Source organism: Pseudoalteromonas rubra (assembly GCF_005887095.1).
GTDB lineage: Bacteria > Pseudomonadota > Gammaproteobacteria > Enterobacterales > Alteromonadaceae > Pseudoalteromonas > Pseudoalteromonas rubra_E.
In genome coordinates this window covers 1-18641 of record NZ_PNCI01000010.1, presented here as the reverse complement: position 1 = coordinate 18641, position 18641 = coordinate 1, and the positions used below count along the sequence as shown (strand labels likewise).

The following is an 18641-nucleotide window of genomic DNA, read 5'->3' as shown; positions in this document are numbered from 1 at the left end:
AGACGCTCACTAAAAACATGGGCTTTGTCTGCCTACTTTCAGCCCGTAGTGTAACGGAAACAAACCGCTGCAACAATCCAGGCTACTCAGCCCACCGAGCCGACTAAATTAAATGCCACATTTTGGTATCGGTCAAGGCAGAGGACGATTATTTTGCCCTTTACAGGGCATCTATCAGGTTTTTAATGGCCACCTCCTGCGACACCTGGCCATCGATGTAGGGCTGTAAATACCGCGTTAGCTTAGCAAGCTCGTCCTGGCGATTTTTATATACTCCTTTCCAGGAGATATAAGGTACAAAGGCATGGCCCTGTTCGGCGAGTGATTGCCGGGTTACCTCACCAACAATATAAAACAACATGGGGTGCCACAGTGACTTAAAGGCTTCTTGTTTGCCCTGTTGTTTCGCCTGGTGTTTCAACGCCTGATATAAAGGAGAGTCGGGGAAACTGGTATGCGCCACCTCATGAAATACCATTTCGAGTGCAAACCAGTCTTTATAACCATCCTGAAATGTATTGATAAACGTAAAAAAGTTCCTGCCTGAGGTAAATGCGCCAGCATGCGTAAAAGGCCGGGCAACGGTAGAAACCTGATGTTGCTCCACTACAATCACGTCTGTCCCGAAGATATCGTTCAATCGTGAACAAACACTGTCACCATACTCATTGAGTAGTGCGATGCTGTGCTCGGTCCAGGCCTTATTCTGAGCCTGGTGTTGTGGCCATATCTCATCCCGATAGCTACTCATCACCGCAAAATAGTCACGCGTCAGGTCGTTGACTGGTAAATCAGTGATCACATTATCGGGCTCCAAAAGGTGCTGGGTCAGTTCGCTTAATTCCGAGTCACTGAACAAAGGGTGATATCTGGGTTGGCTTGTCAGTATACGGTACTGATCGATAGCGGCATGCCATTTTTGCTGATCTTGGTCATTGAGTCCGCGAGGAAACATACTGGGATTGCGCGCCAGAAAACTCAGGTAGGCATGTAAGTTGTCCTCAGCTTTATTGTTAAACACCAGTGCTCGCTCATTACAGTGCCAACTTGGTTCTAACGCCTGCGCAGATAAGGGGGTGTGTAATACAACACTCACCACAGCGGCGAGTAATCCGATTTTATTCATTGTGCTTTCCTTATGATGCCTGTCGCTGTTAGCCGCGATTAGGCGTACCTTATTATTATACGCAGCCAGTATCCAATCGGTAAACTGAGCGGCCCATGAACAATATAAATTCTATTTAATCGAACAAAACCTTCAATATTTGCAAATTTCATTCTCTCGATACCGTTGCTAAAGTGACTTCATCAGGCAAACACAGCGCATTGGACTAACTTTAACTGATGGCGCAGACAACGAGGTTTTTATGCAAATTATTCGTATCAATAAAGCGCAGGCTACGCAGGATGGTGCAGGCGTAAACATCACCCGGATCGCGGGCTTTGATGGTAAAAGTTTGGATCCCTTTTTGATGATCGATGAACTGAAATCAGACAACAGCAGTGACTATATGGCTGGCTTTCCACCACATCCACATCGCGGTATTGAAACCTTTACCTACATTCGTAAGGGCGGCTTTGAACATCAGGATCAGATGGGTAACAAAAAAGCCATTCGCGCCGGAGATGTACAATGGATGAGTACCGGACGCGGCGTGATCCATTCGGAAATGCCATTGAGCGATGCCGAGCAGGGCATGCACGGTTTTCAGATCTGGCTCAATATGCCCGCCAAAGACAAAATGCGCGCTCCCCGTTACCAGGATACGACAGAGCACAAGGCACCCGTCATAGCCACCCACTCTGGCGCTGAGCTCAAGGCACTGGCTGGAGAGTGGCAAGTTGAAGGGCAAACAGCCAGTTCACCGATAAATGACTTAGCAGGTAATGGCGCCATTGCAGATGTGGTTTTACCCCCTCAGCAACAGATCACGCTTGATATGTCGGGTTTTGGCAAAGTGCTTGTATACATACACACAGGTAGCCTGGCCGATACACGCCTGAGCGCCACCTATCAACTGGAGCTTGACCCATCTTACCCTGTAGAGCTGCGCAGTGGTGAGCAAGGAGCAGGTATGCTGGTGCTGGCAGGCCAGCCAATCGGGGAGAAAATTGCCCATATGGGGCCGTTTGTCATGAATACACAGGAAGAGCTACATCAGGCCGTGCGTGACTATCATGCCGGTAAATTCGGTAGCATTTAACGCATAGTCAGAATTAACCAAATTGAGAGGACAAGACAATGGGACGATTGATTGAAGGTAAATGGCATGATGTCTGGTACGACACTAAAAGTAACCAGGGTAAGTTTCAACGTGAAGACGCCCAGTTGCGCAATTGGGTAACCGCCGATGGGAGCGCAGGACCGAGCGGAGACAGCGGCTTCAAAGCCGAGTCTGGCCGTTATCACTTGTATGTGTCGCTGGCATGTCCCTGGGCACATCGAACCCTGATCTTTAGAAAGCTAAAGCAACTTGAAGCCCATATTGACGTCTCTGTGGTTAGCCCGGACATGCTGGAGCACGGCTGGACCTTTGACAAGGAGACGCTCAGCAGTGGTGACACGCTATTTGAGCACAGCTACATGCACCAGCTGTACACCCGCAATAAAACAGATTACTCTGGCCGTGTGACTGTGCCTGTCCTTTGGGACAAACACACCAACCGGATTGTTAGTAATGAGTCGAGCGAGATCATTCGCATGTTCAATTCGGCCTTCAATGAACTGACGGGCAACAGCGATGATTACTATCCTGAAGCGTTGCGTCAGGACATTGATGAAATCAACGAGTTTGTGTATCACAAAATCAACAACGGAGTATATAAAGCAGGGTTTGCGACAGAACAAGCAGCCTACGAAGAAGCCGTAACGGCCTTATTTGAAGCCCTAGAACAGCTGGAACAACGACTGAGCAAGCAGCGTTATCTGGTGGGCGATACACTCACCGAAGCAGACTGGCGCTTGTTTACCACACTGATCCGCTTCGACAGCGTATACCATGGCCACTTTAAATGTAACCTGAAACAAATTGAAGACTATCCGAATCTAGCAGGGTATATCCGTGAGCTATATCAGTGGTCGAACGTGGCCGAGACGGTGGATTTTTATCATATTAAGCGTCACTACTATTTCAGCCACACTATGATCAACCCAACCCAGGTTGTCCCTGTAGGCCCGAACATAGATTACACACAACCGCACAATCGCGGATAATAGCTTTCAAGCCACTGTAAACCCCATTTACAGTGGCGTTTAAATGCCACAACGACAGATCCCGCCAGGCGCATTCCGGTTCATATCTCACTCTACCTAATTTAAGGTTTGACTATGCACTTTCGATAAAATTGCTGGAACAGGAAATCAATTGGTGTAAAATTAGCCACAGTCTAACGTGAGTTTTAAGGAGCGAAATCATGAAGGCAGATAAAGAAACCCGTAAAAAAGCCGCCAGTAAAATAGGTATCAGCATGGTAACGGGCGTAGCAATCGGTACGGCCATTGGTGTTTCATCGGAAAATATTGCCAATGGTGTGGCACTGGGTATTGCAATCGGCGTGGCAGTAGGGATGCTACTGGATATCAACAGTTAGACAGCAGCGGAGTCAACTCAATCCACATGCTCAGTTATTTAAGATCAGCCGCAGTGCAGGGTTTGCATTTTTTGCTTGCGCAATATTCGTTTTCTCGTTGCTGGGCCTGTCTTGCGGTCGTGTCTGCACTGAATTACTTTAGCTACTCTGTGGAGCAATTTTTCAGCCTGGCATCGCTAAACCTGTTAGTGGGACTCACCTGCTTAATCCTGATGAATGACTATAAACTGGGTTTGCCTATGTTTGGTGGCCCGCCTCACTACAAGTATCCTGACAAGCCTGAATTCAAGCAACGACGACATACATGGTATGCCATTTCTACCTGTGTATTTTGGTGCTGTATCGGCATCCAGTCTGCGGTGCTACTGTTCCATTTTATCGCATAAGTTGTTTTGACACTCAGACTTCACAGCTCCGCAACTTTCCGCCTATAGCTCAATCACTTATCATTTCTGCGGCGATTGCAAACGCTTTTTCCAGGTTGCTGCGGCCATCTTGCCCGGACAATTTATAGTGACTGGGACTATCAATATGAAAAGTCTGGTGCTCCTCCAGCATTTTGATCCTTAACATCTCGCGCTCTTTTGCACTCAGGTGATTCTCGTGTAACTTATCCAGCTCACCAGTATCAAGCCAGATACCACCACAGCCCGGACATTCGTCAATTTCAACGACACGTAATGGACTGAAATACCGGCGCATCATTACGATATCAGGACATTTAGGACAGTTGACCCGGTTACTTTCATCAGCGAGTGGAGCTGAAAACTGGCGTAAGTGCTTAGCCAGCACCTCTGCACGCAAGTCAGCTGGATTGGTGAAATTAGCCAATACCTGGTTGTCAAAAAAGACGCCGCCACTGTGTTCAGATATAAACACCTCAATACCACCCACTTTGACCTTTTTCAGTGGGTGTAAAGTTCTGGGACACTGCATACTCAAACTCCAATCTTCTAGTAATCGCTGTACTCATTACCGAGCCACGGAGCAAAATAGTATACTTTTTGTGTTCAGATTTGCAAAATCCAAGCATTAAGTGCCGAATTCCTTTGGTTTATCAAAATAGTAGCCTTGCGCATAATCCACCCCCAGTTCACGGGCAATATCCAGTTGCTGTTGGGTTTCAATGCCTTCGGCCAGTACCTTACCACCATACAGGTGTACCGTATCAACAACCTGTTTGATCTCCTCGACAATCTCGGCCCCATAGTCGAGCCGACTAATAATGGTAATACAGAGCTTTGCAACGTCGGGCTTTACGGCATTGATCAGGGCCAGCTCGAAAAAGCCACAGCCAACATCATCTAACCAGAAGGTGTAACCCAGCTGCCGCAGTTCGGCCATTTTCTGTTTGATAGGAGCCCAGTCCTCGACGGGCAGATGTTCTGTTAATTCGATGCAGATCAGGTGAGCATATGGATAGCAACACAGCGTATCCGATACCTCTGTATCAAACAGTAATCCCGGAGATAGATTAACAGTGAGCCTGTTAGAATGACCCTCCTCGGGCGCACAATCGCAATGCTGCTGGTGCGCAGAAAAATGCGTCACAAGCGCCAGCTTTTCCATATCAAATTGCCGCCCCTGCGCCATCGCGGCACCAAATAGTTTATCCGCGCGATGTAATTGTGACTCTTTCGGGCCCCGGATCAGGGCTTCATAGCCAAATATGCCCTCGCTTTGCACTAACTGAATTGACTGCCAATACGGGAGCAGGTTTTTGTTGGCAAAAACCCTCAGCAGCGCTTCTTTGCTGTCCGGATAAAGCTCGTTTAGTGCGCAGGCTGCCTCTGCACGAATAACCTGCTCTTCCTGTGGTTGCTCCGTCACAACAGCGGAACTGACCTGGATCTCTGCCTCATGGACAAGCTGATTATCCAGTTCTTTCAATAGGTGCAGTGCAACGCACTGACTGCACGCACGCTCAGCCTGTGCCGGAGTATCAAACTGCGCGGATTCGAACCACAACTCGCCCAGCTCAAAAATATCTTGCTTCAGCCCTGTTGATTCGTTTTGCGACAGTAAAGCAACCAAAGCATGCCACACTTTCTGCGCAGTGGACTGACCGATACGGTCGATGATATCGGGCCATCCCGACAAAGAAACTAAGGTTAAAGTACGCAAGCGCCCTCCGGGTAATTGCTGCTGGTGTCCGCTTGCAGTATAGCAGGGCAAATGAAAAGCAGCCCCAGGCGCCGGGTGTTGAACGCTTTGTACACGCTTGGTTAAAGCGCATTAAAAACAGTGTTCTCAAAAACAGAATGCTTTATCCGGATCTTTGAGGCATTCATGCTAACGTTAAACTGTTACCATTTTCGGCAGTACAAAAATCACTTTGGAGTAACATTATCATGGGCATGAAAAATACCGCGCGTGACTATGGCACAATAGCCAAATGGCTGCACTGGGGCACAGCGCTGTTATTTCTGGCGGCCTATGTGAGCGTCTATTATCGTCAGTGGTTTACCGACGCCCAAACTGCACAAAACTGGACCGCACTGCAACTGCACTTGTCTTTTGGTATTTCGATAGCGGTGATCGTCACACTCAGAGTTATCTGGCGATGGTTAAATACCGCCCCCACAGCCGAGCCTGGAACCCCCATAGAGCACCTGGCAGCGCATCTTGGGCACTACGCCTTGTATGCGGTGATGATCATTGCACCACTCACGGGGTATATCGGCACTGGCGTGGACACTGAGTTTTTCTTTCTGTTCGACATTCCTAAGTTTGAAAGTACCGCGGTATTTACTGCGCTCGTCGAGCACGGCATGGGACTGTCATTTGCCGAATTTGAGCAACCCATAGATTTTATTCACAAGGAAATTCTGGGTGCCTGGTTGATTTGGATGCTGATCTTAGGCCATGCAACTGCCGCGCTTTACCACCACTTTGTGAAACGTGATCGAACTTTGCTTAAAATGACACACGGTGGCGAGCGTTAACCGCAAATTATACCCACCCGTTTTAACCCCCTTTTCTTTGCATTAAAAAAGCAGCCGAGGCTGCTTTTTCAATGCTACAGTTTAGCGCGTACAACCGCTGTCGACGCCAATTTGCTTCCAGACGCCCCAGGCACCCGACTCGCTTGGCACATCACCACGCGTCCACCAGCGTGCTTCATACTTAAAGCCCTGGTACGTCACCTGATCTGGCTTATCATACACTTTGCTTGCATCCCAGTTGCCCGGACACCCCGTGTCACCACCTGATGTAACTGTCGCAGTGGCGTTTGCGCTGTAGTTCACCTGACTTTCTTCTAGTGTGAAGTTCAGCACCACACCCGCAGTTCCGCTGCGGCTTGCACCAAATTCAACACCAACCTGACAACTTTGGTTTGCCGTCAAGGTGCTCGCGCTACACGTATTGACCGGATTAACCAGACCAGATGTCACGCCGTTGCTTGTCAGGTTGACTGACTTAAAGCTAAAAGGCGTATTGCCTGAATTGGTGATAGTGAAGGTATGCGCTTTGGTTTCGCCGACTTTAAACCCTGTCAGGGTATCGTTTGCCTTGAACGACACAGACACCGGCTCAGCACCGCCTTTCACACTGTCGATCCAGCTACGCAGTGCCGCAACATCTGAGTACACGCCATATTTTGCAGGTCGGGCGCAGCCGACACCCCAGCTGACGATACCCAGCTGTACGATTTGACCACCCGAGTTCGCAACGATCGGGCCACCACTGTCGCCGCTACAGGAGTCTTTCTGACCCTCAGGGTAGCCTGCGCAGAACGCCACACTACCCACATTTTGATAGGCACCACCTGACTGACGACAGACCTGATCAGAAACAAGCGGCACGTCTACCTCATAAAGATTGGTCGGACGGCTGCCACCTTCGCTGAGACGGCCAAGACCCGCCACAGTGATTAGATCGCCAACGCGAGCATATTGCTCAACACTGCCCTGTGCCAGCGTAACACTTGCGCCCAGTGTAGGGGTGCGCACCAGCTTAAGCAGTGCAACATCATGATTTAACGTGCTGCTGCTATATTGTGGATGGACGTATTTCTCAGCCACAGCGATACGGTCGCCATCACTGCCGCCGAGCCTAAAGCCTGCCACTTTCACATTCAGCCCGCTTGCAGAACTGCCACTCACACAGTGGGCCGCAGTCAGCACGTAACCGTCACCCACATAGCTGCCACCACAAAATGCCGTGGTGCCATTGGCGCTTAAAATTTGCGTATAAAACGGCCAGTCGGCCGTATTTGCCGGGTTACCACCGACAATTTCAGGCTCATAGTATTCAGGGCTGATGCTATCAAGTGAGTGCTCACCGACACTGGCCGGTTGAGCAATAGCTGCGGCACTCAGGCCCAGCCCCAGCGAAACAGACAGCGCTGTCATTGAGAGTGTATTTTTAACCTTTAACATGTGTATACCTTATATTTTCCTTTATTGGGAACCGAAAAATATAAACACAAAATTTACACTTGTAAATATAAAAAGACTATTAACAGCTCAATTTTTTTTTCACTCAATGCCTGAAGCGCAAGCTGAGCGAGACAAAAGCGACGATTAATTATCGTCGCAGCTTGCTGAGGTGAGGTCACGGACGACCGATGGGCGCAGCTACACGGATGTATTCCAGCTCGGCGCTTATTGTTACCTCGTTCAATCCCCTCTCACGCGAGGAGCACAGCATGGATGTTTAAAAAGACCGTTTTTGCAAAAAGTGTCTCAATCCCCTCTCGTGCGGGGCGAAGCAAGACCGACGATTAATTATCGTCGCAGCTTGCTGAGGTGAGGTCACGGACGACCGATGGGCGCAGCTACACGGATGTATTCCAGCTCGGTGCTTATTGTTACCTCGTTCAATCCCCTCTCACGCGAGGAGCACAGCATGGATGTTTAAAAAGACCGTTTTTGCAAAAAGTGTCTCAATCCCCTCTCACGCGGGGAGCACAGCAAATATTCAACTATCGCAGACATACACGGGACTAGTCTCAATCCCCTCTCGTACAGGAAGCACAGCGACTTATTTCAACAATGTGCTTTGGATTCATCCATGAAGCGCTAAGTAGCGCGTTCGCCAGAATCGGCATCCATTGCCTGTTTTACTGATTTGCTATCCATGCAAATCACCAAAACCGGCTTTCGGCTTCCTGCCTACAGTGTTCTAAGTCATTTAAGCGTTGCTTAAACAGCATGACTTTTCACCATTCACGCCTGAAAAAGCGGTGATTTTTCCGAGCGGCGTTCACACTCTCACGCGGGGAGCGCAGCAAATTATTTCAACAATGTGCTTTGGATTCATCCATGAAGCGCTAAGTAGCGCGTTCGCCAGAATCGGCATCCATTGCCTGTTTTACTGATTTGCTGTCCATGCAAATCACCAAAACCGGCTTTCGGCTTCCTGCCTACAGTGTTCAAAGTCATTTAAGCGTTGCTTAAACAGCATGACTTTTCACCGTTCACGCCTGAAAAAGCAGTGCTTTTTCCGAGCGGCGTTCACCCTCTCACGCGGGGAACGCAGCTAAAACCATTGGAGTAAGAACTATGAGGCAAGATGTCTCAATCCCCTCTCACGCGGGGAGCGCAGCTCCTGGATTATTTTTGATACCATTTATACTCCAGGTCTCAATCCCCTCTCGCGCGGGGAGCACAGCATTCCATTACCGTCTCTCTTTCGCCGCCTGGCAATGTCTCAATCCCCTCTCGCGCGGGGAGCACAGCAACCGTCAGCCAGCAGCTCAAAACCACCCGCGCAGTCTCAATCCCCTCTCGCGCGGGGAGCACAGCGGCCTGCTTTAAGGCCCACATTATACAAGGCCAAAATCGGCTTTTTGCGCTAACCTGGGTCAAAATTGCCCAACGCAACTGAATTTTGTGCAACAAGATTACACAATACCATAATAAACATCAACATACAGAAGCGCTAACCTCCCGGGGTTTTATGAGAACCAGGGGTTAGCGCAAATAAAATGATTGACTGGGAAAGTTGGCCCCAAGCATACAATGACAAAACACAATACGGCAGATTCAAATCTCTAAAGTTAAACGCCCGCTCCGCCGTCATACCGGCCTTGAGCCGGTATCTTTCTTACAGACCAAAAGGTGTTTAACTAAACCTGCTTGCATAGCTTTCCATATCAAGTGTACAAGGGCGATACTTTAGTCACCACTTTTAGCCAAAACCGTAAACTTAACTTGAGACTTCTCGCTGATACCGTTCAAAGCGTTTTCAGACTCACCATCGTAACAACGCATATCGCAGCCATCGCGATTCTCAATGATCAGATTGTGCACCACCACACCAGACTTCTAACCTGCTTCAATGTTCATAATACGGAAAAAACAGCCTGACCCGGGCGCCTGGGCCATCCGGGTTATTATCCAGTTTAATACTGCCTCCGTGAGAAAACATGATCTGCCGGCACAGGGCCAGGCCGATGCCGCTGCCCTGTGCTTTGGTGGTGTAAAAGGGCACAAATACATTGTCGGGGTTTGCTATCCCGGTGCCGTTATCCGCCATGGTCAGCACCAGTTGACCGAGCGAAGTTGCAGAAGATAGAGTGATTTCAACGCGCTGGCCGCTCGGTACAGCCTCCTGCGCATTCTTGGTGAGGTTCAGCAATACTTGCTCCAGCTGCTGTTGATCAACCAATACGGCAACAGACTCGTCCAGCGCAAACTGCCAGTGTATCTCGGGATAAAGCGTTTTCAGTGTACGACTAACAAATCCCAGTTTGAGCGGGGTTTTGTTGGGCTGAGGTAAGTGAGTGAGGCGAGTATAGCCTTCTAAAAAGCGGCTCAGCGACCCGGCGCGTTCACTGATAATGCCTACGCCCTGGCGCAGGCTGTCGGTTGAGGGCAGGTTATCTGGCTGTACCAGGCGCTTGTTAAGCTGCTGCGCTATGCTACTGATGGGGGTGAGCGAATTATTCACTTCGTGACTCAATACCCGCAGCAGACCTTGCCAGGCCGTGCGTTCCTTTTCCATCAGCAAACGCTCAGCATTGCTGATAATTAAAAACTGCTGTGTTTTGCCCTCGCTGATAAAGCGCTCCCGTAATACCAGGTACTCGCCACTGATCTGGCCATCGTCCAGCGTCACTATTTTGCTGTCAGACTCAATCAGTTGCCGACCCACCTCGCAGCTTTCAAGCGCCAATGGCTGCGCTGCACTGGGCGTGCTTTTTAGCAGCACCGTTTGGGCGGGCTGATTGGCCATGATCACCCGCGCTTGTTCATCCAGCACCAGCACCATGGCGTCCATCTGGTTAATGAACTTATTGAGCATCAGGCGCGATTCCACCGCCTGAGTTTTATGGTGACTGAGACTCTCTGCCAGCAGATTAACCTGGCTGAGTAAATCAGACGTGGCCTGATCGCCACTCACCCGCCCGCGCAGCGAATAATCTCCCATTGTCATGGCTTCAATCAGATTTGTTAGAGTGCGCAGCTGATGGGCCACCAGAGTCTTACTGGCGACCACCAAACAGATCAACAGCAGGGCAAACACAGTGGCGATAAAGATCACCAGATAACCATTCCAGTTGGCCAGATACAAACCGACGACCATCAGCAGATAGCAGGGCAGGCAAATCGCTATGATCAGCTGTTGCAGTTTGGTCAGGGCAAACCCTGAACGCTTGCTCATTCGTGTTCAGCCAGACCAAATTTGGCCAGTCTGCGATAATACCCACTGCGACTGAGCCCAAGTGAGCGGGCGGTTTCGCTGGCATTGCCCTGATGATGGCGCAGTCTCTGGCGCAGCACCGCCTGCTCGATTTCATCGAGCGTCAGGTTAGGATCATCGACATTGGCTACCACCCCTTCCCTTGTTGTAATTGCCAGATCATCTGGTGTGATTTGCTCTGCACGACACACAAACAGCGCCCGCTCCAGCACATGGCGCAACTCGCGAATATTGCCTGGCCAGTCGTAATGGCGCAGCGCAACCTGAGCGGCCTCACTCAGTTGTGGCACAGGTTTGTTGTACTTTGCAGCGAACTGTGCCAAAAAGTGCTCCGTCAGCGGGGTTATGTCTTCTACTCTTTCTCTGAGTGAAGGCACTCTGAGCTCCACGGTGTTCAGCCGGTAGTACAGATCCTGGCGAAACGTTCCCGCCTGGATCTGCGCCGGTAAATCGCCATTGGTGGCCGAGATCACCCGCACATCAGCAACCTGCGACTGACTGCTGCCAACGGCTTCAAACTTACGCTCTTCCAGCACACTTAACAGCTTGGCCTGCTGTGACAGCGGAATATTGGCTATCTCATCGAGAAATAAGGTGCCATGACGGGCCATTTCAAAGCGCCCCGCCCGCGCAGCCTTAGCATCGGTGAACGCCCCTCTGACATGGCCGAACATTTCACTTTCGAACAGGTTTTCGACAATCGCGCCCATGTTGGCCGTCACAAAAGGCTGCTCAGCACGGGCCGAGCAACGGTGGACATAAGCCGCCAGCATGCTCTTACCCGTGCCATTATCGCCGGTGAGTAAAATACTCATATCACTTTGCGCCAGCTGCTCAAGCTGGATCAGCAGCTGTTGCATCGCCTGAGAGTACGCCACTATCTCATTGCGCGCTTGCGGATGAGCTGCTTGCTGCAACAACTGGTTTTGCTGTTTCAACCGCTCACTCAGCCCCTGTGATTGTGCAAGCGTGATGTGTGTCTGCAATGTGTGCAGCAAACGCTCGTTATCCCAGGGTTTTTGCACAAAATCCTGAGCACCACTGCGCATGGCATCTACCGCCAGCTCAATCGTTGCCCAGCCAGTCGTCATCACGATTGGCAAGTGGCTGTCGAGCTGCCTGAGCTCAGTGATCAGCGCAAGCCCTTCTTGCCCTGAGGTGGTATCCTTACCAAAGTTCATGTCCAGCAATGCGCAGTCAAACGACTGCACTTTGACTTTTTCCAGCGCGGCCTGAGCCGTGGTGACACAACTCACCTCATAGCCTTCGTCCTGCAACAAAAAAGATAAACCAGCAATGACGTTCATATCGTCATCGGCTATCAGAATATGTCGTTTTGTGCTCATGCCGACTTTTATATTTCCTTCATTGTTAAAGGGTTATTCATAACGCAGCGCTGCCACGGGTTCAAGTTTAATCGCCCGATTGATGGGGATATACACCGCCAGCAACACCACACCCGCGAGCGCTGCACTCACGGCAACCGCCATCACAAAATAGGCGCCGACCGGGAATAAGCCCTCGGTAAACTGCTGAAAGCCCATTGCCAGGAGGGCAAACAGGAGCAATGCCAGGCCAAGGCCAATCGCCAGTTGCAAGGCGCCCTGGCGCATAAACAACCTGACAATGGTGCTGTCTCGCGCCCCCACAGCACGGCGAATGCCAATTTCATGGGTACGTTGTGCCACGGCATTGGCCGTCAGGCCATAAATGCCAATCACCGCAAGCACCAGGGCAAAAGCGCCGGTTGCAAACGTCAAATTTGAAATAAACTTCATTGACTCACGCATTTTATCGCGGTTTTTAATGGCCGGCATAACCGTTTGTACGACCTCCAGGTTAGGCGCAATTTTGTACATCGCCTGATAGAAGATCTCATCGGCATTGCGCGTGCCGGGCAAAATGCGGTACGACAGCTTTTGCAGGGGTTGCACAAACTGACTGCCGCTGATGTAAATTTCATCGGCCGAGTCGAGCTTGCCAAACAGGGTTGTCGGGTTCATCAGGTTAGAGACTACGCCCACCACAAACACTTGCTGCTTTTTGCCCTCCAGCTCCATGGTAAAGTGTTGCTCCAGCGCCGATTGCCCCGGCCAGTAGCGCTTTGCCATAGACTCACTGATGATCACCACCTTGCGCTTATCCATGGTATCGCCTGGTTTAAACAAACGCCCCTCGAGCAATTGTACGCCGGTGGTCTGAAAATCTCCCAGCATTGAAATGGTATCTATGTCGGTGCCCTGTTGCTCGTCGCTATAAGCTTGGTCGGCAAAATAAACTGCGTGCGAGCCCAACCACTGCGCCACCGATACGTGTGTAACCGCGTTATGATTTTGCACCGCATTCATCAGCGCATAGGTCAGGTTCAGGCGCTGTTGTGCGCTGGGGTAGTCATGCTCTGGGGTACTGTAGCGGGTGCTCATCACGTTCTGATAATCATCGCCCAGGTCAAGGCTAACAAACTTATTAGCAATAAGCGCTGATATAGAGCCGATCAGCATAAGTATGGCCACTAAAAAGACCTGAGTGGTTACCAGGATGCGAGACAGACGACCAGCTTTGCGGCTTTGCGCGCCTCGGGTACCATCTCTGAGTGTGGCATTGATATCCTGACGGGTACTGCGCCAGGCAGGTAAAAAGACCGCCAGAAACACCGTGCTCAGCATATACGCCAGCGCCATCAACAGCGTTGCGCCATCCAGCCCATATTGCCACCAGAACAGTCCGGCACCAGGCAACCAGGAGCGCAGCACAACGTTAACATAATCCAGCACAGCACCGACCAGGCAGACACTCAAAAAAGTGCCCAGCAGGGTGATCAACACGCCTTCCCACATTAGCTGGCCGATAAGGCGTCGTGAGCTTGCGCCCAGCGCATTGCGGATCGCGGTTTCTTTTTGCTTTTCAAGAATTCTGGCCAGCAGCAGATTGCCCACGTTGATACAGGCCAGCAGTAGCACCACCCACGACACCGCGCTTAGAAAGAAAAACACCGTAGCGCCTTCTCCGCCGGTTTGGGCCATCTGAAAGGTAAGAATACGGGCCTGCTTTTGTACCGGCTCCATGCCATAGCGCTGCTGATTTTGCTGTTGCAAGGTGCGCAGGATTTGCGTTATCTCGCGCTCTGCGGCCGCAATCTCAACGTCTTCCTTGAGGCGAATATAGGCATCAAACTGCTCGCTCACAGGTGCCTGTGCGTCGAACACTTTGTCGGGCAGAGGCAACCAGAACCGCGCAATGTGTGGGAAACGATAGCCGCTTGGCATTATCCCAACCACCTCGGTTTGCACGCCATTAAGCTCAATGGCCTGGCCCAGCAATTGCGGATCGCGGTTAAACTCATCGTCCCAGATCTCTTCGCTCAGTACTGCCACAGCAGGTGCGCCCGGCTGGCTGTCTTGTGCATTCAGGGTTCGCCCTGCCAGCACTTTAGTGCGGCTGAATTCAAAAAATCCGCCCTGCACCGCGACGCCAGAAAAGTTGCGGCCCGCATCACCTTTGCTCAAACGCACGTCCTGATCGCGAAAAATACCTATCTCTGCGAAGCTGTTGGCACTTTGCATTATGGCCTGAAACTCCCTGGCCGTGGGCATATCAAATTCGCCGTCGTTATACACCACCAGGCGCTTTGCTGTTGCGCCATCCTGTAAAGGCAGCGGCTTGTAGATAGTGGTATACAAAAATGAAAACGTGAAAAGGGCAATCGACAAGCCACCTAACAGCACGCCCAGCGTCATCGCGCTAAAGCGGGGCGACTGATAGAGCTGTCGCAGTGCGTATTTAAGATCCAGCAACATGGCCATCATAGTGCCTCCAGATCCAGCGCGCTATTTGCCACCAGCTGTGGCGTTTGTGAATTGCGGGTATCGCCCACCAGGCGACCGTCAAACATTTCCAGGCTGCGCTGTGCCCGCTGCGCCGATGCCGGGTCGTGAGTGACCATACAAATGGTGGCACCTTCTTGATGCAGCTTGTCGAACAATTCCAGTACCGTTGCGGCGTTCCTGGAGTCCAGGTTACCCGTGGGCTCATCGGCCAGGATAATGGCAGGGTCGTTCACCAGCGCTCTGGCAACCGCAACACGCTGCTGCTGACCACCGGACAACTGGGATGGAAAATGCGCGGTGCGATGGCTCATTTCTACTTTTTCGAGCACTTCCTGCGCCTTGGCCAGCATGGTTTTGCGATTCACACCGCTCTGGTAGCTCAAAGGCAGCATGACGTTTTCTGCCACGGTGAGGTCAGAAATGAGATTAAACGACTGAAACACAAAGCCAATTTGCTTACTGCGAATGACAGCACGCTCATCACGCGACAGTCTGGATACATCCTGGTTGCTCAATATATAGTGCCCCTGTGTGGGTGAATCCAGCAATCCCAGCAAAGACAACAAGGTTGACTTACCGCACCCGGATTGCCCGGTCAGGGACACATATTCCCCCTCTGTGATGCTCAGGTTAATCCCGTGCAACGCCTGGGTTTCTATTTCATCGGTATAAAAACTTTTACTGATATTTTCTAATCTTATGAGTGCGCTCATGCATGACTCCATTTCAGAGCCAACAGGGTGCAGCAAACCACCTCTGTTGGCAAGGTTAAGGCGTTACGGCCTGCTTGTTTCTTTACTAGAAACGCATTAATTCAGTTTGATTTCGGCATGATCCTGCCAGTCGCTGCTGTCGGATATGATCACTTCATCTCCAACGCTCAGTCCCGAGACTATCTGCACCCGGTTAACAGACACCTGACCCAGCGCCACCGCCGTTTTATGGGCGAAACGCCCGGCTTCATCGAGCTTATAGAGCTGGATCTGACTGGATTTGGGGGCGTAGGTTGGACGCCGGACATACAAAGTGTTGCTCAGATGACTAATCTGAATCTGAGCATCTACGGTCAACTCAGGACGGGCGTCTGCCGGCAGGCTTGCGGGTAACGCAACATCAACCAGCACCATGCCGTTTTCTACCGCCGGATCAATGCGCGCAACCGTGCCGGTTATCTCGTTGTTGCGGGTATCCAGCGTCACGCTCTGGCCAACCTGAATATCCTGAACTCTGACTTCCGGCACTTGCAGCTCGGCATACAAGTTTTGCTGGGATGCCAGCAGCGCAATGCTGCCTCCCAGGCTAACCTGCTCACCCAGCTCCAGCGAAATCTGCTGTACGACACCGGCTTTGTCGGCGCGTACCTGCAAAGCATCAACCTGCTCCTGCATCCGCCTGAGGTTATTCTCTAAAAGACCAGAGCGGGCAGTTTGTGCCGCTTTGGTTGCCGCGATCTCGGCGCGCATCTTGATTGCCTTTTGCCTGGCCGCCTGCCACCTTTGCTGCTCACGCTTTACCGCCAGCTGACTCTTTTGGTAATCAAGCTGCGATACCGTGGCATTGCCCTGCTCTATTAACAGGGTTTCGGCATCGAGCTTTAGTTTTTCTGCCTGATGGCCCAGCTCCGCCGAGACCACCTGGTTGTCGAGTTCGACCTGTTGAGATTCCAGTGCAACAATGGTGGCATTATTCTCGGCCTTGGCCGCTTCCAGCTCCCAGTGCGCCTGCTCAAGCTCCCGTTGCAACTGCGGGTTTGATAACTTGAGTAGCAACTGCCCCACCTCAACCTCGGCGCCCGGTTTAACCAGCACCTGCTCGACCCGGCCCGACACCTGTGCCGCCACCCAGCGGATCTCAGCGGGCTTTAGCACCCCGGTGGCCCGAACATTCACCTGAAAATCGCCCAGCTCCACTTTGGCCGTGACGACCGTTTCCCTGTCCACAAAGTAAGACGCATCACCGGTAAAGCGCTGCACGGCGTAATAGCCCAATGCCAGCATCACAACCGGCAGCAAGAACAAGTAACTCAGTTTTTTCCAGCGTGCAGGCTGTTTAAGCTCTCTTTGTATGTCCATTTTTCCTCTGTGCTTCGAAATATGTTTGCTACAGAGATTACAAGCTACGTGCCAGAATAAGACATCATTTAATACATTGTTTTATAATAACTTTTAATTTTCACTGCTCAGAATCAACAAAGGGGTGTGTCGATTTTGAGACAGGTGAAACTATGAGGTGTGCCACAAGTGAGACAGGTGTTAAATTGAAAGGGGTAAGAAGGCGAAACGAAGTAGGCCTTCGTTTCTATTGTGCTGATACAAACATAACTAGTTATATAAACTTGCAAACCTGCAGCTTTTGCCTTCACACACCTCTTTCATTGCTTTTTTGCAGTGGGGTGCTACGTCTTTGGGATAGTCAATTTCCGCATTTTTCATCGCGAGCACACTAAGCACCCCTACTTGGCTATCATAAGTGGCAGGCAAGTCCACACCGATCTGGCTACCCCCCAAATGTTTGTGCGCCCAGTCGGGCACCCCTATAATCATGTCCCCTGTAAATTCAAGGTCCTGCTCTAAAAAATCACGATTGTTTGGAATTAATGAAGGTCTGCTATTTACCGTGTAGTCCACGGAAATCCGAAATGCATAACCTGCATCTGCGAGGTAAGTGTCTGATGCGTCAAAAGAATGCTTATATAAATTCAAGGTCGATTGATGTTGCGAAACGGAATAGGGAGTAAAACAATTTTCCAGCTTAATATTCTCACCGAAAAAGTAGCTGCATCCGCTTAATAATGACGCAGCCACACACAAAATGGTCACTTTATTTTTTATTATCATAGGATTACCTCGTTTACCAAATCCATTTTAAACCACCAAGAAGTGGCTCTCTGAAAACCGGTTGGACACTCACAATGCACCTGACTCAACCAGGTGAAGGATATATTCTTCTTTCACCCAAAACACAGAGTTGAATGTTCAGGGAACATAAAAGCCTGCCTCACAATTGGCGACCGTAAGTATAAGACACAGAAAACTAGCATCTAAGCATATTATTTTCAATGAGTTACACATTTAAAGATGACAGATAGTACTGGTTAATCGGAATGGAGTAGAGAGCCTGATGAGTAATGCCTATAGTCTGCCTGGACATTACAATTGTGGTTATTACCACCCACATCTACTTCGAATCTTGATTAGCAACGGGTGCACTTTCGCTCGGATAAAGTCCCCCAGTTCTAGGTGGCTGCTTCGGTAAACTTGAAAGGCAACTTGAAACGACACATATAAAAACGACACAGACACCCAAAAACGACACAGACACCCATTCAAAAACTTGTCTGCCATACCTCCGTCATCTATGCTTTTAACCTGCTCCAAGGATAAGGACGAAACAAATGCCAATGGCACGGAAAAGCCAGATCAGTTTAGTTGACACAAAGTATTACCATTGCGTCTCTCGCTGCGTACGACGTGCCTTTCTATGTGGTGAGGACCCATTAACAGGCCAATCTTATGAACATCGTCGTGAATGGGTTGAAGAAAAGCTTCTCCAGCTGGCCACCATTTTCTGTAT

The 18641-nt window shown here is 50.4% G+C and carries 16 protein-coding genes and 1 pseudogene; 6 read left to right on the top strand and 11 right to left on the bottom strand.

All coding sequences use genetic code 11. The features are described from left to right. Positions 1 to 160: 160 nt before the first annotated feature. On the bottom strand, positions 161 to 1126 hold the full coding sequence (locus tag CWB99_RS05360) for a hypothetical protein (RefSeq protein ID WP_138550934.1): 966 nt from the start codon (positions 1124 to 1126) through the stop codon (positions 161 to 163). A 241-nt stretch (positions 1127 to 1367) separates the two neighbouring features. Between CWB99_RS05360 and CWB99_RS05355 the strand changes: the two genes are divergently transcribed. The 4 genes from CWB99_RS05355 (at position 1368) to CWB99_RS05345 (ending at position 3977) form a co-directional block, all read left to right on the top strand. Next, on the top strand, positions 1368 to 2204 hold the full coding sequence (locus CWB99_RS05355; RefSeq protein ID WP_138550933.1) for a pirin family protein: 837 nt from the start codon (positions 1368 to 1370) through the stop codon (positions 2202 to 2204). Between the two features lie 38 nt (positions 2205 to 2242). Continuing rightward, positions 2243 to 3214, top strand: coding sequence for a glutathione S-transferase family protein (locus CWB99_RS05350; RefSeq protein ID WP_138550932.1), 972 nt, complete (start codon positions 2243 to 2245; stop codon positions 3212 to 3214). A 200-nt stretch (positions 3215 to 3414) separates the two neighbouring features. Then, positions 3415 to 3591: a hypothetical protein gene (locus CWB99_RS23970; protein WP_171045266.1), complete on the top strand. Its 177-nt coding sequence runs from the start codon at positions 3415 to 3417 to the stop codon at positions 3589 to 3591. Between the two features lie 26 nt (positions 3592 to 3617). Continuing rightward, positions 3618 to 3977, top strand: a complete 360-nt coding sequence (locus CWB99_RS05345) for a hypothetical protein (RefSeq protein ID WP_138550931.1) — start codon at positions 3618 to 3620, stop codon at positions 3975 to 3977. 49 nt (positions 3978 to 4026) lie between these two features. Here the strand turns inward: CWB99_RS05345 and CWB99_RS05340 are convergent, their stop codons facing one another. Both CWB99_RS05340 and CWB99_RS05335 read right to left on the bottom strand, forming a co-directional pair. Continuing rightward, positions 4027 to 4527 (bottom strand): zf-TFIIB domain-containing protein, encoded by a 501-nt coding sequence (locus CWB99_RS05340; RefSeq protein WP_138550930.1) that lies wholly within the window; start codon positions 4525 to 4527, stop codon positions 4027 to 4029. A 96-nt stretch (positions 4528 to 4623) separates the two neighbouring features. Next, complete coding sequence (locus CWB99_RS05335) at positions 4624 to 5715, bottom strand: EAL domain-containing protein (protein ID WP_212748497.1); 1092 nt, start codon at positions 5713 to 5715, stop codon at positions 4624 to 4626. A 233-nt stretch (positions 5716 to 5948) separates the two neighbouring features. Here CWB99_RS05335 and CWB99_RS05330 point away from each other — a divergent pair, with 233 nt between their 5' ends. After that, positions 5949 to 6536 (top strand): cytochrome b, encoded by a 588-nt coding sequence (locus CWB99_RS05330; protein WP_249331730.1) that lies wholly within the window; start codon positions 5949 to 5951, stop codon positions 6534 to 6536. A gap of 81 nt (positions 6537 to 6617) precedes the next feature. Here CWB99_RS05330 and CWB99_RS05325 read toward each other — a convergent pair whose 3' ends face one another. From CWB99_RS05325 to CWB99_RS05295, 8 genes are all read right to left on the bottom strand, one after another. Further along, positions 6618 to 7973, bottom strand: coding sequence for a trypsin-like serine protease (locus CWB99_RS05325; protein WP_138550928.1), 1356 nt, complete (start codon positions 7971 to 7973; stop codon positions 6618 to 6620). 1740 nt (positions 7974 to 9713) lie between these two features. Beyond that, on the bottom strand, positions 9714 to 9854 hold the full coding sequence (locus CWB99_RS24390) for a hypothetical protein (RefSeq protein WP_212748496.1): 141 nt from the start codon (positions 9852 to 9854) through the stop codon (positions 9714 to 9716). 19 nt (positions 9855 to 9873) lie between these two features. Then, on the bottom strand, positions 9874 to 11202 hold the full coding sequence (locus CWB99_RS05320) for a sensor histidine kinase (RefSeq protein WP_138553627.1): 1329 nt from the start codon (positions 11200 to 11202) through the stop codon (positions 9874 to 9876). Continuing rightward, positions 11199 to 12587, bottom strand: coding sequence for a sigma-54-dependent transcriptional regulator (locus tag CWB99_RS05315; RefSeq protein ID WP_138553626.1), 1389 nt, complete (start codon positions 12585 to 12587; stop codon positions 11199 to 11201). Before CWB99_RS05315 ends, CWB99_RS05320 begins: the two co-directional genes overlap by 4 nt. Before the next feature lie 33 nt (positions 12588 to 12620). Next, positions 12621 to 15047, bottom strand: coding sequence for an ABC transporter permease (locus CWB99_RS05310; RefSeq protein ID WP_249331727.1), 2427 nt, complete (start codon positions 15045 to 15047; stop codon positions 12621 to 12623). Beyond that, positions 15044 to 15781, bottom strand: a complete 738-nt coding sequence (locus CWB99_RS05305) for an ABC transporter ATP-binding protein (RefSeq protein ID WP_138553625.1) — start codon at positions 15779 to 15781, stop codon at positions 15044 to 15046. The genes CWB99_RS05310 and CWB99_RS05305 overlap by 4 nt, the downstream gene beginning before the upstream one ends. 96 nt (positions 15782 to 15877) lie before the next feature. After that, a complete protein-coding gene (locus CWB99_RS05300; protein WP_138553624.1) occupies positions 15878 to 17140 on the bottom strand; it encodes an efflux RND transporter periplasmic adaptor subunit in 1263 nt (420 codons plus the stop codon). Between the two features lie 249 nt (positions 17141 to 17389). Next, positions 17390 to 17905 carry a hypothetical protein gene (locus CWB99_RS05295; protein ID WP_138553623.1) on the bottom strand — a complete coding sequence of 172 codons (516 nt, stop codon included), beginning with the start codon at positions 17903 to 17905 and terminating at the stop codon, positions 17390 to 17392. Positions 17906 to 18462: 557 nt separating this feature from the next. Here CWB99_RS05295 and CWB99_RS05290 point away from each other — a divergent pair. Further along, positions 18463 to 18641, top strand: a pseudogene (locus tag CWB99_RS05290) (transposase); the annotation flags it as partial.

Excerpts from the sequence above, each read along its gene's own strand:
- CWB99_RS05360 (WP_138550934.1), bottom strand. The coding sequence starts at position 1,126 with ATGAATAAAATCGGATTACTCGCCGCTGTGGTGAGTGTTGTATTACAC.
- CWB99_RS05355 (WP_138550933.1), top strand. The coding sequence starts at position 1,368 with ATGCAAATTATTCGTATCAATAAAGCGCAGGCTACGCAGGATGGTGCA.
- CWB99_RS05350 (WP_138550932.1), top strand. The coding sequence starts at position 2,243 with ATGGGACGATTGATTGAAGGTAAATGGCATGATGTCTGGTACGACACT.
- CWB99_RS23970 (WP_171045266.1), top strand. The coding sequence starts at position 3,415 with ATGAAGGCAGATAAAGAAACCCGTAAAAAAGCCGCCAGTAAAATAGGT.
- CWB99_RS05345 (WP_138550931.1), top strand. The coding sequence starts at position 3,618 with ATGCTCAGTTATTTAAGATCAGCCGCAGTGCAGGGTTTGCATTTTTTG.
- CWB99_RS05340 (WP_138550930.1), bottom strand. The coding sequence starts at position 4,527 with ATGCAGTGTCCCAGAACTTTACACCCACTGAAAAAGGTCAAAGTGGGT.
- CWB99_RS05330 (WP_249331730.1), top strand. The coding sequence starts at position 5,949 with ATGAAAAATACCGCGCGTGACTATGGCACAATAGCCAAATGGCTGCAC.
- CWB99_RS05325 (WP_138550928.1), bottom strand. The coding sequence starts at position 7,973 with ATGTTAAAGGTTAAAAATACACTCTCAATGACAGCGCTGTCTGTTTCG.
- CWB99_RS05320 (WP_138553627.1), bottom strand. The coding sequence starts at position 11,202 with ATGAGCAAGCGTTCAGGGTTTGCCCTGACCAAACTGCAACAGCTGATC.
- CWB99_RS05315 (WP_138553626.1), bottom strand. The coding sequence starts at position 12,587 with ATGAGCACAAAACGACATATTCTGATAGCCGATGACGATATGAACGTC.
- CWB99_RS05310 (WP_249331727.1), bottom strand. The coding sequence starts at position 15,047 with ATGATGGCCATGTTGCTGGATCTTAAATACGCACTGCGACAGCTCTAT.
- CWB99_RS05305 (WP_138553625.1), bottom strand. The coding sequence starts at position 15,781 with ATGAGCGCACTCATAAGATTAGAAAATATCAGTAAAAGTTTTTATACC.
- CWB99_RS05300 (WP_138553624.1), bottom strand. The coding sequence starts at position 17,140 with ATGGACATACAAAGAGAGCTTAAACAGCCTGCACGCTGGAAAAAACTG.
- CWB99_RS05295 (WP_138553623.1), bottom strand. The coding sequence starts at position 17,905 with ATGATAATAAAAAATAAAGTGACCATTTTGTGTGTGGCTGCGTCATTA.